Annotated in this window: 17 protein-coding genes, 1 tRNA gene and 3 pseudogenes; 7 read left to right on the forward strand and 14 right to left on the reverse strand. The window is 58.9% G+C overall.

Annotation, left to right across the window (positions count from 1 at the left end; translation table 11 throughout):
• Positions 1–5: 5 nt before the first annotated feature.
• Positions 6–818: a formate/nitrite transporter family protein gene (locus tag AC3FKH_RS27485; protein WP_488678875.1), complete on the reverse strand. Its 813-nt coding sequence runs from the start codon at positions 816–818 to the stop codon at positions 6–8.
• Positions 819–1186: 368 nt separating this feature from the next.
• Entirely contained in the window at positions 1187–1753 is a 567-nt protein-coding gene (locus AC3FKH_RS27490; protein WP_488678876.1) for a YitT family protein, read from the reverse strand.
• A 561-nt stretch (positions 1754–2314) separates the two neighbouring features.
• On the opposite strand from AC3FKH_RS27490, the gene AC3FKH_RS27495 reads away from it, so the two are divergent.
• Both AC3FKH_RS27495 and AC3FKH_RS27500 read left to right on the forward strand, forming a co-directional pair.
• Entirely contained in the window at positions 2315–2740 is a 426-nt protein-coding gene (locus AC3FKH_RS27495; protein ID WP_488678877.1) for a fumarate hydratase, read from the forward strand.
• A 265-nt stretch (positions 2741–3005) separates the two neighbouring features.
• Positions 3006–3082, forward strand: a tRNA-Ile gene (locus AC3FKH_RS27500).
• A 112-nt stretch (positions 3083–3194) separates the two neighbouring features.
• Here AC3FKH_RS27500 and AC3FKH_RS27505 read toward each other — a convergent pair.
• Together AC3FKH_RS27505 and pstS are read right to left on the reverse strand one after the other, a co-directional pair.
• Positions 3195–3569, reverse strand: a complete 375-nt coding sequence (locus AC3FKH_RS27505) for a PHA-granule associated protein 4 (RefSeq protein ID WP_488678878.1) — start codon at positions 3567–3569, stop codon at positions 3195–3197.
• 555 nt (positions 3570–4124) lie between these two features.
• On the reverse strand, positions 4125–5192 hold the full coding sequence (gene pstS / locus AC3FKH_RS27510; RefSeq protein WP_488678880.1) for a phosphate ABC transporter substrate-binding protein PstS: 1068 nt from the start codon (positions 5190–5192) through the stop codon (positions 4125–4127).
• A 296-nt stretch (positions 5193–5488) separates the two neighbouring features.
• Here pstS and AC3FKH_RS27515 point away from each other — a divergent pair, with 296 nt between their 5' ends.
• From AC3FKH_RS27515 to phaZ, 3 genes are all read left to right on the forward strand, one after another.
• Positions 5489–5806, forward strand: coding sequence for an H-NS histone family protein (locus tag AC3FKH_RS27515; protein ID WP_483714772.1), 318 nt, complete (start codon positions 5489–5491; stop codon positions 5804–5806).
• A gap of 76 nt (positions 5807–5882) precedes the next feature.
• Complete coding sequence (locus AC3FKH_RS27520; protein WP_488678881.1) at positions 5883–6191, forward strand: hypothetical protein; 309 nt, start codon at positions 5883–5885, stop codon at positions 6189–6191.
• 261 nt (positions 6192–6452) lie between these two features.
• A complete protein-coding gene (gene phaZ / locus AC3FKH_RS27525) occupies positions 6453–7694 on the forward strand; it encodes a polyhydroxyalkanoate depolymerase (RefSeq protein ID WP_488678882.1) in 1242 nt (413 codons plus the stop codon).
• Between the two features lie 161 nt (positions 7695–7855).
• Here the strand turns inward: phaZ and AC3FKH_RS27530 are convergent, their stop codons facing one another.
• Positions 7856–8056, reverse strand: coding sequence for a hypothetical protein (locus tag AC3FKH_RS27530; protein WP_488678883.1), 201 nt, complete (start codon positions 8054–8056; stop codon positions 7856–7858).
• Between the two features lie 485 nt (positions 8057–8541).
• Here AC3FKH_RS27530 and AC3FKH_RS27535 point away from each other — a divergent pair, with 485 nt between their 5' ends.
• Positions 8542–9033 carry a zinc-finger-containing protein gene (locus AC3FKH_RS27535; protein WP_488678928.1) on the forward strand — a complete coding sequence of 164 codons (492 nt, stop codon included), beginning with the start codon at positions 8542–8544 and terminating at the stop codon, positions 9031–9033.
• Positions 9033–9997 (forward strand): annotated as a pseudogene (locus AC3FKH_RS27540) (SOS response-associated peptidase family protein). The gene AC3FKH_RS27535 and the pseudogene AC3FKH_RS27540 overlap by 1 nt, the downstream one beginning before the upstream one ends.
• 225 nt (positions 9998–10222) lie before the next feature.
• On the opposite strand, the gene AC3FKH_RS27545 reads toward AC3FKH_RS27540, so the two are convergent.
• The 9 genes and pseudogenes from AC3FKH_RS27545 to AC3FKH_RS27585 form a co-directional block, all read right to left on the reverse strand.
• Positions 10223–10678, reverse strand: coding sequence for a hypothetical protein (locus AC3FKH_RS27545; protein ID WP_488678884.1), 456 nt, complete (start codon positions 10676–10678; stop codon positions 10223–10225).
• A gap of 15 nt (positions 10679–10693) precedes the next feature.
• On the reverse strand, positions 10694–10870 hold the full coding sequence (locus AC3FKH_RS27550) for a hypothetical protein (RefSeq protein WP_488678885.1): 177 nt from the start codon (positions 10868–10870) through the stop codon (positions 10694–10696).
• A gap of 249 nt (positions 10871–11119) precedes the next feature.
• On the reverse strand, positions 11120–11290 hold the full coding sequence (locus tag AC3FKH_RS27555; RefSeq protein WP_488678886.1) for a hypothetical protein: 171 nt from the start codon (positions 11288–11290) through the stop codon (positions 11120–11122).
• A 530-nt stretch (positions 11291–11820) separates the two neighbouring features.
• Positions 11821–12216 (reverse strand): hypothetical protein, encoded by a 396-nt coding sequence (locus tag AC3FKH_RS27560; protein WP_488678887.1) that lies wholly within the window; start codon positions 12214–12216, stop codon positions 11821–11823.
• Between the two features lie 10 nt (positions 12217–12226).
• Positions 12227–12451 carry a hypothetical protein gene (locus AC3FKH_RS27565; RefSeq protein ID WP_488678888.1) on the reverse strand — a complete coding sequence of 75 codons (225 nt, stop codon included), beginning with the start codon at positions 12449–12451 and terminating at the stop codon, positions 12227–12229.
• 10 nt (positions 12452–12461) lie between these two features.
• Positions 12462–13033: pseudogene (locus AC3FKH_RS27570) on the reverse strand (DUF4337 family protein).
• 38 nt (positions 13034–13071) lie between these two features.
• Positions 13072–13422 (reverse strand): type II toxin-antitoxin system ChpB family toxin, encoded by a 351-nt coding sequence (locus AC3FKH_RS27575; protein ID WP_488678889.1) that lies wholly within the window; start codon positions 13420–13422, stop codon positions 13072–13074.
• Positions 13416–13667, reverse strand: coding sequence for an AbrB/MazE/SpoVT family DNA-binding domain-containing protein (locus tag AC3FKH_RS27580; protein ID WP_488678890.1), 252 nt, complete (start codon positions 13665–13667; stop codon positions 13416–13418). Before AC3FKH_RS27580 ends, AC3FKH_RS27575 begins: the two co-directional genes overlap by 7 nt.
• A gap of 681 nt (positions 13668–14348) precedes the next feature.
• A pseudogene (locus AC3FKH_RS27585) lies at positions 14349–14570 on the reverse strand (OB-fold nucleic acid binding domain-containing protein); the annotation flags it as partial.
• Between the last annotated feature and the right edge of the window lie 823 nt (positions 14571–15393).

Raw genomic sequence — 15393 nt, forward strand, 5'->3', positions numbered from 1 at the left:
ATCGATCAGCCGAGAACGCGTTTAGCCGCCGTCTTGTAGTGCGTGCTGTACAGCGTAGCCCCGACGAACGTCAAGCCGCCTACAACGTTGCCCAGGACAGTCGGAATCTCGTTCCAGATCAGATAGTCCATGATGGTGAAGTTGCCACCCAACATGAGTCCAGACGGGAACAGAAACATGTTAACGATGGAGTGTTCGAATCCCATGTAGAAGAACACGAGGATGGGCATCCACATGCCGATCACCTTTCCCGATACCGAGGTCGACATCATTGCAGCCACCACGCCCGTGGAGACCATCCAGTTGCACATCACAGCCCGGATAAAGAGAGTCAGCATGCCAGCGGCACCGTGTGCGGCATATCCAACGGTGCGGCCTTCGCCGATGTGCCCGATCTTCTGCCCGATTGCATTGGGTGCCTCGGAAAATCCGAAGGTGAAGATGATGGCCATGAATACAGCCACGGTGAAAGCGCCGGCGAAGTTACCGCAGAACACAAGGCCCCAGTTCCTCATTACGCCCTGCCAGGTAGCACCCGGGCGCCGATCCAGGACAGCCAGCGGCGCCAGCGTGAATACGCCGGTCAACAGATCGAAGCCGAGCAGGTACAGCATACAAAAGCCCACGGGGAAGAGCAGGGCGCCAACCAGGGCATTGCCGGTATTGACAGTAACCGTGACTGCAAATGCGGCAGAGAGCGCTAGGATGGCGCCAGCCATGTAGGCCCGGATCAGCGTGTCGCGCGATGACATCAACAGTTTGGATTCTCCGGCGTCGACCATCTTGGTCACGAACTCGGTGGGAGCGAGATAGGCCATTGGGTGTTCCTCTCCGTTTCTTCGTTGGCGCACAAAAGACAAACGGCGTCTTTCCCACGCCATACACAGTCAGCGGGGAAAGGACGCCGTTGTCCTCGATTTCTACAGGGGTTCGAAAGGGTACGAACTTTTGTACCGCTTGCCAGCGCGGCGCTAGTGCAGCGACGCTGGCAGCAGGCTGTCATCAGCCTGATGCCAGATCCTGTCGCATGTTCCATGCCAGCGATGAGGAGCAGTTTCGGACGATCACCTCGTCGTTCGTGGTGCAGATTCGGCGCGCTTTTGGTGCGCGCCGTGGATCCAATTCAATCGTGGTGCAGGCAACCGCCGTCCACTGGCAGGTGACTGAGGGAACCCAGCAGCCATGGTCATTGGACCACGTAGCGTCCCGGGCGATGGTTGGTTGTCAACACAAAGTTGAGGACAACGGCACCGAGAATGGAGAGAGCGACGCGCGGCCATGGAACGGTCAGAAGTGCCGCTGCGACGATCGCAGCGTCCACCGCCATCTGGATATGGCCCGCACGCCAGTTGCGCCGTTCCTGAAGTACGAGCGCAAGGATGCCGACACCGCCGAGACTTGCCTTGTGCCGAAACAGAATCAGGAATCCGTTGCCCAATAGTGCTCCTCCCAGTATTGCGGCAAGCGTGGGATCGAGCGTGGCGAAGCTGAGACAGCGCGGCAGCAAGTCGGCTTCGACGGAGAACAACAGCACGGCCACGAACGTCCGGATAGTGAACGTCCCGCCCATGTATTTCCACGCAAGCCAGTAGAAGGGCAGGTTGAAGACGAAGAACGCTAGGCTAAACGGCATGCCGCCGAGGTAATGGGCAAGGAATGCCAAACCAGCCGTACCGCCCGACAGCAAGCCTGCCTGCTTGAACATGGAGACCGCCAGTGCGACAAGCAGTGTGCCTATCAGCAGTGCCTGCAAGTTCTCTATGGGGGTGTGTTGGACAACTGCGGGCTTCATGGCAGAGGGGGTGAAGACGGCTTCGAGACCTGCCCATCAAGATAAGTGGGGCGCACGGACTATGGGACCGGCAAAGTGTAACGACGCTGGACGCGCCCTTGCATGATCCTGGTCAATTGTCAGCCGCCAAGCGACAGGTTCGTTCAGCACGGAGACCGCGCCAAATCGGGGGACTAAGCGGCAAGACAATGGCCAGAACTGAGGCGGAGCCGACCGAACTGCAGAAACGGCGAAACAAGTCCGGCGGGCGGGGGCTATCGGGACGCTTTTGGCTACCGCAGATTGCGCGCTTCGACTTGCTGTTTGTCGCCAGACCGACGGATTGGCCCGCAGCTTACACCGAGTATCGATCACAACGTCGTGACGCAACAACGAGTTCGCTCATTCTCGGTATCAGCCAAATAGACTGGCGGGATTCGCCGCAATCACAATGAAGAGACTGAGACCGCTGCTACATTTGCCATTCCCGCGGTTATACTCGGCGTTTTCGAACGAAAAATCACCCAAAAGGGACTCAATCACATGACTCGGGTCAAAGCAGTTGCCACAAACAAGCCTGCGGCAAAGAAGGTTGCTGTGCCGACGAAGAAGGCCAGCGTGCTCTCGCGCGAGGCGCAGGCCGCAAAGAAGCGACTGCTGAAGCTGCGCGCCGACACGAAGAAGGCGATCGAAGCAGCAAAGCGTGAGGTCGCCAAGGCGGCGGAAGCCGCAAGGGCTGCAGCTCGCTTCGAAAAGCAGGCTGCAAAGGACAAGGCGGCTGCAAAGAGGGCGAAGGCCGCCGGTGCAAAGAAGGCAACGGCTAGCAAGGTGGCTGCGAAGAAGCCCGCTGCAAAAAATGCGGTGCCCGACAATAAGGTCGCGGCGAAGAAGGCGGCTTCGGAAAAATCAGTGAAAGCCGTCACGAAAAAGCGGGCCCCGGCAAAGAAGGCGGTTACGCCGGCGGCCTGATTTATTGCCTCGGCCGGTACGCGATGGTACCAACCAGTTGATGGGCCGAAGATGCGGGCGCATTTCTTTCCATTGCGCCCCGCATCGACTGGGAAAAGTACATGCTGCGCACGGCGCCAACGGCTTTTCCCCTTGTGGTTTTATTGGGCCCCTAGCTCATGCCTGGTTAGAGCAGCGGACCTTCACTTTTCCTGCAGACCTATAGTACAGCGGCGGTGGAAACCGTTCGTAAGAGGTCGCCTTCGTGAAACATCTCGCGCTGCAAGGGCCGGAAGCTTAAGTGGTATAAGCCGTCGACTCATAATCGACTGATAGTGGGTTCGAGTCCCACCCGGCCCACCAATAATAGTGGTTCTCGGCATGCGAGGGACAGAGTGGGATACTACGACGCGGTCGAGTACCCGTGCTACCGTACAGCGAACAGTTCATTGTCGAAAGGACAGACCGCACCAGCTTACTCTGTCCAATGTACATCCACCTCTCTCATCAAGTGCCCCGCGAGAATATAGTCCCCCAACTTCGCCGCTTTTGCCTCCAGGCTCTCTAGCTCATCTGCTGGCAGGTCGTTGAGCTCAAACTGACAGTACAGATTCCGTTGCCGGAACGTTGTCTTTGGTCGCAATAGGCCGGCAACGAGCGCAGCCGGCGAGCGGACGGCTATGTTTTCGTGCCCGCGATACTCGACGCGTATCCCCACCTTCTGGCCGACCCTGCCGAGTTCAACTGCATCCTGCCAACCTGACTCGTAGTCCAATTCCACCACCGTCACTCCCTCTGTTTCCAGGAGCTTCAGTGCCTCCCGTCTGGTTCCAGCTCGAGCTGTCGCCATTCTGTACTCCGCGACTTCCCTCGGCGGCCGTCGGCGCATTCGCCAGCCGCGAATAGGGGCGTGTGGCTATTCATGCGCTTCTTAGGCCATGGTCCTATATTGCACGGCAACATTGTAAAGGGCGGCTTCGTTTGCTGGATGCGGCCCTTCGAGCAGATAAGAATCCTTGCATCATGCTGGAAAGACCCTGGGGGGCTATGTACCACGAAGCGTGCCATCCTGGCATGGCCATCGACGGGTGTTGATGCGCGGTGCTCAGCTATCGAGGCCGCTTCTCGAAGGGGTCGCTATGTGGTCGATATTTTATGACGTCGGGGCTCGCCGACTGCGTGACGGAGTTCGCAGTCTTCGATGATTCCTTCGCTGCATGCAGGGCACTGCATTGCCCTCAGCATAACAGTCTTGTTTGGCTCAGGAGCTTCTATCTCTAGCGTCACTGCCGTCAGATCAGCCTTGTCACAGACGGGGCATTGCATGATGGCGGAGGGGAGTCGTGGCCAAGCGCGGATTGTCACGAAAGCCTTTTGCGCCGCGGATTTGGCAAGTTCAAGGTGTCTATGGCTTTGGGCCGGGCGTGCTCGCCATGCTTTGCAAGCCAATCATGGCACCGGACTCATCAGTGATTCGCGCGAGTTCGCGATAAGCATTCGCCTGAACGCGGTCCGGTAGGGGGACGAACTTTGCCCGTCGGGCCAAGTCGTCTCCGCGCAAGTATCCCCAGGTGACAAAGCGAAGTGCTGCTAGCGTTTGCTTTGCAGACTTACTGACTTCGGGCACGGCAACGAACGTGCCCATCGTAATGGGCCATGTGTCTCGGCCCGGGCGATTTACAAGACTACTGGAAAAATCGCCCTTTCTGTTCCAGTCGCTATTCAATACGGCCTCGCGGAAGCTGCTGACTTGAGCGTTAACGAAATTCCCTGCAGCGTTGCGTAACTGCACGGGGCTCAGGCCGGCGTCTAGCACGTAGTTGTAGTCGATGTAAGCGATGGTTCCAGGGGTGCCACGGACCACTCGAACGACCTCGTCGCTTCCTTTTGCAGTGAGAAAGCCGACCGGCCAGGAAAGGGAAGCCTTCGTGTCGAAGGCGATCTTCCAATCGTCGCTGACATTGCTCAGATAGTCCGTGAAGTGAAAAGTCGTGCCTGAACCGTCAGCGCGTACAACCGGTCGAATCTTCAGCTTTGGAAGCGAGATACCAGGATTCAGCGCTTGAATTTCCATAGCGTCCCACGCGTCAAGTTTCCCTAGGAATATCTTGGCCAGCACGTCGCCGGTAAGACGCAATTGGCCCTGGGCAACAGAAGGAAGATTGACAACCGGAACGGCCGCAGTTACCACGGTTGGCACCAGTACCAAATGGACACGCTTTGCTTCCGAAGCCGAAAGTGGCACATCCGATGCACCAAAATCGATGCCTCCATCGCGTATGCGCTTCATGCCCTCGCTCGAGCCCACCGCTTCGTACGCGATATTAACGCCTGTGGACGCTTTGTAGGAATCCGCCCAAATCTGGTAGACGGGTGCCGCAGCGGTTGAGCCTGCCCCACGAACCTGCGCGCTCGCAAGAGGAGAGATAAATGGCATCAGAGCGGCGAAGGCGAGTGCAGCTTTATATAGCATGGACGGCAGGAGGAAGTTTGGGTCTGATTGTACTTGTTTACGCTTGAAGCCACGTGCTGCCGTCGCGGGAGGCGAGGGAGGCGAGGACGTGAACGTAGCCACGGATGAGGTAATTGGCCGCAGGTGCAGGCCATGCATGGACGGGGAAGGTTGATCGGCGGGGACCGGGCCATACGTTAATACAGACTTCATTTCGATTGAACGGATTACAGCGTATGAGGGTAGCGAACGAATATCTTGCCGACCGACTTGAGAATGCGTATAAATCAATCGTGGCTGAGAAACTGGAGAGAAGAATGGCAACGTATCAGGAATTGTTGGCGCAGAAGCAAGCGTTGGAAGCCAAAATCGAAGAGGTGCGTTCGACTGAGGTCGCGGGCGTCATCGAAAAGATTCGCGAGCTGATGGCTCGATATGGTCTGTCGCCGGAAGACGTGGCGCCGCGTCGTCGTCGGGGCCGGCCCGCAAGTTCAGCGTCCGCGGCCACCGAGAAAGCACCGCTGCCGCCGAAGTACATGGATCCCAAAACCGGCAAGACCTGGTCCGGCCGTGGTCGCCAGCCGGCCTGGCTAGGGAAGAACCCCAAGAGGTTCCTGATTGCAGAAGAAGCGTAAACCTTGATTTCTGCACCTCAGAATAGAATTCGCCCCTGCCCGCAAGGCAGGGGCTTTGTTTTTTGAGAGCAGTACCATGTCCTTTGAAGCGATTCACGCCGAAATTATGCTTGCTCGGCCATACCTGGTTCCTCGCGAACGCTCAGAGAAAGGGATAAGGAATGGGTATTCTTATTGGCTGCGGGTTCCGCCCAGCAAGGAGCTGCGAGTCATCCGTCTTTCGCAAGAGGGTAGTGGCTACGAGCTCGTGCGTTCGGCCAGCGAGCGAAAAACACGAGAGAAGGTACGACAGCGCTTCTCGGGCTCAGTAGACGAGCTCTTAGCCATCATCGATGAACAGGTGGAAATCATCCGGAAACATGAACTAGCCGGTTTCCCCGGTTAGTACCGACGCAGCGGTTCGGTCAAGGGCTCATCCCTCTGCATTGTTCAGCCATTGCCGCATCGACGTGCTGTGGCTAATCATGATCGCCGCGGCCAAAGAATCGGTCATTCCACCGACCAGGTCACCGCAGCGGTGTAGCACCGATCTTTGGCACTGCAGCAATAGCTGCCCGACCTATAGTGAAACTCTGGTACACCTCACGCACCCGCATAGGTACAGGGCGCCGCAGACCCTGACTGGCGTACTTTCTTGGAGACCTCCATGCTCTACCGGTTCATGGAGTATCAGCGCGCAATGCTCGCGCCATTCACTGAGTGGGCAGCGAACGCGGCAAGCGCGTTTTCCGACCGTGACAACGCCCTGTCGCAGATGCCGGGTGCTCCTGCCTTTGCCGCTGGGTACGAAATGCTGTACCGTCTGGGACAAGCCCCCGACAAGCCGGGGTTCGGTATTGCAGCCGTTGATCACAACGGCTGCGTCATCCCTGTGGTCGAGCAAGTCGTCCTGCAGAGGGCATTTTGCCACCTTTTGCGCTTCGCACCTGATCCGGTCGCTCTTGGCGCCGCCGCGTCGCATTCAAGACCTGCCGTGCTGGTCTGTGCGCCGCTGGCTGGACATCACGCGGTCATGCTTCGCGAGGTCGTCGAAAGCTTATTGCCCGAGCATATCGTCTATGTGACGGACTGGATTGACGCGCGCTGCGTTCCACTCGTGGACGGGCCGTTTCACCTGGATGACTATGTCACCGAGCTGCAGGCGTTCATCCGTCAGATTGGCGCGGCGGAGCCGCTACACGTGATTGCAATCTGCCAGGCCACAGTGCCGGCCCTAGCAGCAATTTCCCTCCTGGCTAGCGCGGATGAGCCGACTCCCAGGAGTCTGATCCTAATGGGCGGGCCGATCGATGCGCGTCGCAGTCCAACTACGGTTGGCAGATTGGCCGCAGACCACTCGCTCGAATGGTTTCAACGGAATTTGATCTATACAGTGCCCGATCGCTACGCCGGTGCCGGTCGCAAGGTGTGCCCGAACTTCCTGCAGCTTGCCGGCTTGATGGCAGCACAGCCGGGCCTTTTGGTGGCGTCGCACTGGGCCTACTATTTGGGACTCGCGCTGGGTGACTACGAGCGTGCCGAAGCCCTCCGGCGCGTTTGCGATGCGTACCATGCGGTGCTCGACATGGCGGCCGAGTTCTACCTGGACACCATCCAGATCGTGTTCCAGGACTTCCGTCTGGCACGCGGCAATTGGTTCGTGCACAGCCAGCCTGTGCGTCCGCAAGACATCCGCGCTACTACGCTACTGACCATAGAAGGCGACCGCGACGCTATTTCCGGCTGCGGACAGACTCAGGCAGCGCACGATCTGTGCCGAGGCATTGCAGCAAGCGACAAGCGGCACGTGACGGCGCGCCGGTGCGGCCACTATGATCTTTTCTCTGGCCCCCAGTGGCACTCCGAGATCTACCCGGTCATCCGCGACCTGACTCGACAAGATACCTAGCGCCGCGATGCCCGCGCCCATTATGCAAACACCACAGATGGCATCACCTGCAAGCGGCGATCGCAAGAATTCGATGTCGGCCGTCCACTAGTCATGGAGGTGGACACCATTCATGCCCGGTGCCAAGAACGAAGATCGCACTGGCTGCCGCACGAGCCGTGTTACAGAATGCGGCGCAGGGCTTCAAGCATAGAAGCACCTTGACTCGTCAAACGAGGGTGGGCACTAGCGCTACCATAGCCATGTTCCATTGTCACCAGTTTGTGGATCAGCAATCCGTCCAGTTGTTCTGGTTCGAGATCGTCGATGTCTTGGGCATCGCCAAGCAGTAATAGCGCGGCGATTTCATGCGGACTGAGCATGTCAGGCTCCTTTGTCTGGATCGGAAAAAGGAACTACGACTGCAGGTCCGTGGATGGAGTTCCACGGGGGACGGTAGGAACGGCTGCTGAGTGAACTCGGTGCGAGGACGCGCTGAGTATGCGCACACCGAGCGTTCACCCTAAACCGTTTTGTCAGCAGAATCAAGCTCTACACGTGCTGCGATGCAGCGGAGCAAGGCTGAGACACATCGGATTGTTGGTCGTTGTGACTGTAGGCCAGATTGCGAATAACGACCCGACGGGGCACGGGAGGCCAATCTCACCTAGTGCCTGGGCCAGGCGGCTTCCCAGCGGCCGAGCGTACCCGTTTCTGCGTACGCTCGTGCCCGAGCCTGACCAGCATGGAATTCGAGGCCGGACCACGCTTGATCCGGCCGGCTTCGTCGCCGGCCCCGGGGGCGTGAACCGCCCCGGCGAGAAACTCGGTAACATTGTTGCTAGGCTCCTTCGATCAAACATTAGCGATGCGCGTTGGCCGACCCATTCCCGCACCTTTACGGCCGGTCTGCGACGACTGCGGCAACATCGCCCAGCTTGCCCAGAGAGGTGACTCCGCATATCCCTACCTTGAGGATCATGGTCCCGTTTGGATCTGTGTGCCATGCCAGGCCTGGATCGGCGTCCGTCCTCGCAGCCGTCAGCACGCACTGCTCGGTCGCCTTGCGAACGCAGAACTGCGCGACGCGAAGAAACGCTTGCACGATGCGCTGGAGCCCTTGGTGGCCGCAAAGATGCGCCGGGACGGCGCGAACCCATTCGAGGCCCGCGGCAAGGCGATCAAGTGGTTGGCGAGCGAGCTTAATTTCACCTTGTCGACACCAAGTGTTCACGCACTGACCCGTGAACAGTGCGAACAGGCGATCCGTTACATAGCCGACTTTCAGGCGGCACGCCAGCGATCCAGCGAACATGCGCCTGCAACGAGTCGCAAGAAGGATGCGCCGGGAGAAGAGTGATGTGCTATTCCGCCCAATCCAAGCCAGCTATCGCAGGTACGTTCGAGAGTTTGGTGCGCACATCAGCCTCGAGCGCTTTGTGGATCTTTTCTGGGAGAAGCGACGCGATGGCGGCTGGTCGAAGCTGCCCAAGGCCATGCGAGCTGCATTCGAGGCGCCGACCAACGAGGGTGAGCGTGTCATTGCAGACCTGATCGCCGCGGCTGATCGAGAGCTGGCCGGCCTCTATGAGGCGGAGCTGTTTCAACAGAAAACGCGTCTTACGGCTGCCGAGCGCGCGCTGGCGACCAAGCCGACGAAGAAGGCGGAGAACGACCAGCGTATCGCCACTGACAAGATTGCAAGGGCCCAGCGCAACCTGGCGGACCTGCAGCGCACTGAAATACTGCCTCGCGATTCGCGGATATTTCCGGGTTACTACGCACCGGTGCTCGTAGTTGAGGATGGCCAGCTCACCATCATTCCGATGCGCTATCAGTGCCGCCTGCCTGGCTGGACTGCGGCGATGGAACGACAGAAGCCGGGCACCTACAATGCGCGCCGCGACGGCCTTAAGAAGGCCTGGCGCCAGCTTTATGGCTACAAGCGCGGCATCGTGATCGTCAATGCCTTCTACGAAAACGTCGCTCGGCATCGGATGGAGCATCGCGAACGCGCGCCGGGCGAGGTCGAGGAGAACGTGGTACTGGAATTCCGCCCGGAGCCGCAGCAGGACTTGCTGGTGGCCTGCCTGTGGTCCTTTTCAAAGGGGGAGGAGGGCGAAGCCGACCTCTACTCGTTCGCGGCAATCACCGACGAGCCACCGCCAGAAGTGAGCGCTGCCGGTCACGACCGTTGCATCGTGCCGATCCGCCGCGAGAACGTCGACGCGTGGTTGCACCCGGATCCCAGGAACCTGCCGGCACTCGATGCCATTCTCGAAGACCGCAGCAGGCCGTATTACGAGCATCGACTGGCGGCCTGACTACGGGATACGGGAGTTGTATAGGAAAACGTCGCCTACGCCACCGGGGAAGCGCCCGGCTATGCTGGTCCCATGGCGCACGATTCCCTTGCCCGATACCGCGACAAACGTAACTTCCGCATCACGAAGGAGCCCACCGCGCGCACGCGGGCCCGTCGCGCCAAGACCAAACCGCTACGGTTCTCTCGCGTACCCATCTCGATCGTTTCCTTAGGCTTTTCCGTTTCAGGATAGTTCGTGGTTGCGCGCATCCACTTCGAATGGCGCATCCACGTAGCCGAAGGTGACGATCTGACCCAAGTATCCAGGGAGAAAGTTCGCAATGGAGCCGGCTTGCTCGTACTGATGAACATGCCTGAATTCGTGTGTGAGTAAGCGCCGTGTGGCATAACCGTCCGCAATCAGTATGGCGTACCCCAAGGTCAGTCCAACCATACCCGGACCGAACAACCCTGTTGAGAGTGCGACGTTCTTCAGCGCCTCGTCGTCGGGCAGCGGAAGAGTTTGCACAATTGAAATGCGGATGCGTTCCGGCATTGCAACACCAACGGCGCGAGCGTCCGATAAACCTTGTTCGGTAAGCGTACGTCCGTTGCAGATAACTGCTTCGGCCATACTCTCCGCCCAAGCTACTGCGCCAGGCAATATTGACGACAATACCGATGAAAGGTTCGCTACCATGTCGCACCTCTCTTCCTACTCGTGATGCCGAAGATCGGCAAGAGACGCCTCCAGGGTCTCGGCTGCATCGGCATGCAGGCCTGCAGTCGCTTCATCAAGCTCGGTCCCCGAGGGCATCTTCCGGGACTCTGCCGCGTCGCGAAGTACATTGATCGCAAGGCGCAGCGCATCTGCGATGGTCAGTGCCGACATGTCATTTTCCATTACGTTGGTGCGCGACCAGTCACGGTGCGATAGCGTGCCGCCAGATCGTCCGCGTCGCGCGGCAGCTCATCCCGCTGCCCGTCGTAGGCATCCGCCCGCTGGCCATAGTCAAAGGCATTGACTGGTCCCGTTTTTCACTGTCCAAACACCCAATTGGCATCGCTCTCACCGTCACAAGTGGTCATCGCTGCGCTCCCCATACCGCGGCGGCTTCGCGATGCGCCTTCTCTCGCTCACTTACAGCCGCTCGCCGCTCTTGTGATGCTCCACCCATACCCGCCAGCCGTTCTTGTCGATTACCGACGCGGCTTCCAACGCAGACTTCCGTGTTTGAGGATTGCCCGCGTCGCCAACGATCCGGCCCATGTTGCCCACGGCGAAAATGAGATTCCAAACCTTCGTGGTCATCCGCTTTTTCTGTCAAAGAGACTGCTTCAGGATAGCCGCGCGATACTGCGATCGCAGGAGCAGATCCGGTACCGGTGCGAGAACCTCCGCCATAAACTGAAGCTCAACGCAAGTGTGGACACCGTGGCCCTCCCTTGCCGCCCTTTCAAATGCGGCTCGGGCCGCCTCAAGTTGATCTTTGTCGCCTGACGCCAAGCCTCGGATCGCGGCTCGCTCGGCGTTGGTAAGAATCGCTTTCATGCTTTTCCTTTCTCAGAACCTGATTGAATTTGCCGGGACATTGATCCCGTGGTGCCGCAGAATCTCTGTGCGAAACACTTTCCATTCGGCCTCACCCGCCGGCTGGTGTGTGCAATGTAAGCATTGATCAGCGCCGGCCAACTGCTCCTCCACCGTCCGATGGACGTCGATCCCAAATCGCTTACTGAACCGGCCTACGCACGAGCCGTCGTGTGCTGTTACCCACACCGTATCTCCGGTCGATGACACGTCAATGCTGTACGGTTTCATCGCACTCTTTTCCTGTGAAATTAGGCAGGCTTCGCGGCACCCGACCTAAGCATGGCCTTGTTGAGCATGTTGACGTAGAAGGAGTGCAGTTCGTCGAACTCCGACTCATAGCAATCCATCCGGACGTCGGGCTGGTACGCAATGTCCAGGGACACTGTCGGATGAATTTTGGCCCGCGCGCGATAGATGCCGGTCGAGAACTCACCCATAGAGTCGTAGTAGCGGCCGGCAACCTCAACTATTAGATGCGCCCAGGGATGACCCTCCCTTTTCACAGCTGAGACTAGCTGACAGGGAATCCCCTGAGCCGACAACACGTCGTACAGCGCGGCGGCAAACACCGCACAAGTGTCTTCCTGTGCGTCCTTTCGAGCGCGCCCCAACTTGGCTGCTTGGATGATTGCGGTGATGTCCATCGCCCTTTTCCTATTGCACTTCTCGGTACATCGCAGGGCCGCCAATCAACCCGACAGCGGTCGTAAAACTCCTGCCATAGTTCCGGGGTTCCTTGCGTACTTCGTATCCCTCCTCGTCACGACTGAGCCGAGCAAGGTGTTGTTCAACCGTGGCAACCTCGTCACGAACGGCGGGCAGGTCGCGCATCACGAGGTCTGCGGGAAGCGATCGAAGGCATTCAAGAAGGGTGGGCATGTGAACTTTCCTACACGTGAAGAAGTGCGAGCACAGCCAGGACTCCACCGACTGCACCCGCGCCATATGAGACAGCCTGTAACCAGCGGCGGCGCGACAACAAGGTGATGGCAGCCAGCGCGATCGCGACCTGCACGGCAACGACAGCTTGCGCCCAACGGTGGTGGTGATAAACGGCTGCCTCGCTGGCTTCATCTGCTCGCTTTGCTTGCTCTTCTTGTGCGTCCGCCTTCTGACGAATGGCCTCCTTTTCGGACCCGTACCCCTGGGCCTCTCGCTTAGCCGCGACCTGATCGACACCAGGTAGTTGCGCGGTCAGTTCGGCGATAGCCTGTTTCTGGCCCTTGGCCTGATAGTAGACCCACTGATTGGCCGCCTCTGTCTTGTGGATGGCAGCTTCGTTCTTCAGCAGCAGCGCCTCGTTCTGTGTCGCACCGCCCTGGTAGCCGAAAATGGCACCTGCCGTGGACAGAATCGCCGTCATTACTGCGATGCGCCCAGCAAAGCGTCGGCGTGGCCAGTTTCCGCTGCGTGTTCCAGCGCGTGGTCGTGGGCCCCATGGACATGAAATCCTTCAGACATCTGTTGTTCTCTTTTCCTTTGTTGACGTCTAGTAACGGCTATTCAAGGATGGTTTGAAGACGGGCGAGCGCATCTTCCACAACCTCGGCGGGTGCCCGTTCGACCTTCCTCGCGCCGCGAGCCTCAAGATCCAGCGTACGCACCATGTTCACCAGCGCGACACCTTGGGTCGCCGTGCCAGCACCAGACAGCGGAACAGCAAAACCAGCGAAGCGCGCGAAATCGCCTCCCTGCGTAATCGGTGCAACCAGGGCAACACCCAGAGCGTTGAATGCTGCCGGTGAAAGCACGAGCGCAGGACGGAAATCGCCCTGTTGCTCACGCCCCTCCGTTGGGTTCAAGCACACTCGCACAATGTCGCCCCGGTCAAACTTGGACCGCCTCACCATACTTCGCGCCCCACCGGTTTGACCCCGCTCCAATCACCCAGCCCCTTGGGTGTCGGCGCCTTGGGGTCGCACTGAGCAACCAACTCATCGAGTGAATACTTGTGCCGAGCGGGCTTAAGCATGACGCCGTCCGGACGCACATCGACAGACAGCTTGTCTCCCAGTGCCACCTTGAGTTGTTCAAGCAAGGTTGTGGGCAGGCGCACAGCCGCGCTGTTGCCCCATTTTTGAATTGACAGTTCCATCTCGGCACACTCCTATTGTGTAGATTCATTGTAGATACACGGGTGCAGTACGTCAAGGAGATGTTTCTACATTGTAGCTACTGCAGAGCATCACAAAGTGCTGCGACCGCCTCTCGAAGCTCCTTGTTTGAAGCTTCGAGATACGATGTAATATGGTCTAGCTCGGCATGCCCCAACAACGTTTGCACGGTTTCGAGCGAGTGCCCCTGTGTGAGGACTCGGCTGGCATACGTTCGGCGGCCACAGTAGCTGCTGTAGCCGGTGCCAAAGCCCGCCGCACGGTACAGGCCTGTAACTTAGCTCTGCAGACTGTCGGCCGCCAGGTACTCGAGCGGGTCGCCGCCCGCCTTTCGTGATTTCCGGTAACAGCTTCGCGAAGTTTGCCACTGAGCAGCAGAACGTCGGCGACTTCCGGGCAACCTCAGACACCCGCATGCCGCAGGTGAATGCCAATAACAGGATGAGCGTGTCCCGCTCCGGGTGCGGATTCGGTGACACAGAGCAGGTGTCGGGATCTGGGACGGTTTGAAGGTCTTGGCGCGTCTGATGTGCATCGTTTCTCCATCTCGGAATGCGCTGGATTTCAAGCATTGTTGCGAGAGAGAAACGGACAGCGCTCCTTTCAAGGATAAGCCGGCTTGTTGCCTGTCGTCCTCGGAAAAATCCGAGCAACGCCGGCTCTCAGCAGAAATTCCGGCTTGCTGTATCAAGGCGGCCAAGCATCGGAGAAAGATCCACGATGCGCTGCGCGATCAGATGGCGGACTTCGCCTTCGCATTGCCACTGTCCGTAGATGCCGGCTATCCTCGCGCCGAGGACCTCTTTGCGAAAGCGTTCGAAGACGCCAGGCCACACGATCACGTTCACAACGCCAGTCTCGTCCTCCAACGTCATGAAGATGACGATGAGTTCGAAGCTTGCGATACCCTTGCCTCGGTGATGGCGAGAGCCGACGCAGCACTCTATGCGGCAAAGGCCGACGGCAGAAACTGCGTGATGTTGGCCGGGGCATCACGAAACCGACGATTCGACCCCGCCCAAGCAACCCTCCTGGAGACATTCTGAAACGGCCGGCTGCCGTTCAGTCTCCAGCGTGACGGGTCAAGCAATGACTGCGATTTCCCGGCAGGTCGGGCGATGAACAATTGAGTTTGTCCTCGCTGACATCCCCAAGAACCACTCATTTCTTGAGGGCTTGCACCTGGGCAAGGACAACTGCAAACCTGGAAGCAGGTAGTCCGATCCGAAGCTCCTCAGTCGGTGGGGTGTGGCCTCCCTCCTGCCACACGAATTCTTACAGTTGTCGTCCATATACAGCGGTATGCTCCCTGCCTTATCTATCCCCAGCAGAAAGTTGATGAGCCGTCCAGCCGTACTGTCCCTTGCCGCCGCTGCGTTGCTGAGCGGCTGTGCCATTGCCCCATATGACGACGGGTACTATGGCGGCCACGCTGCGCCCTATTACGGTGGGTATGCTGTACCCAGTTACGGTGGGGCGTACTTCAACTGGAGCAATGGCGGCCACTACAGCGGTAGCAGGGAATGGGACCGGGACCGCCACGACCGGTACCGGGATGACCGCCGAGGCTGGGACCGGGGCTGGAACCAAGTCGATCAGCGAGGCTGGGGCTCTGGCAATCGAGGGGAAAGCCGTGACGGCAACAACGGCAACCGAGCGGAGAGCCGGGGCTGGGGGCGTGGTCAGGAGCGTGGCCAGGCCCAACGG

It is taken from the genome of Cupriavidus sp. 21MJTG02-4 (assembly GCF_057798975.1).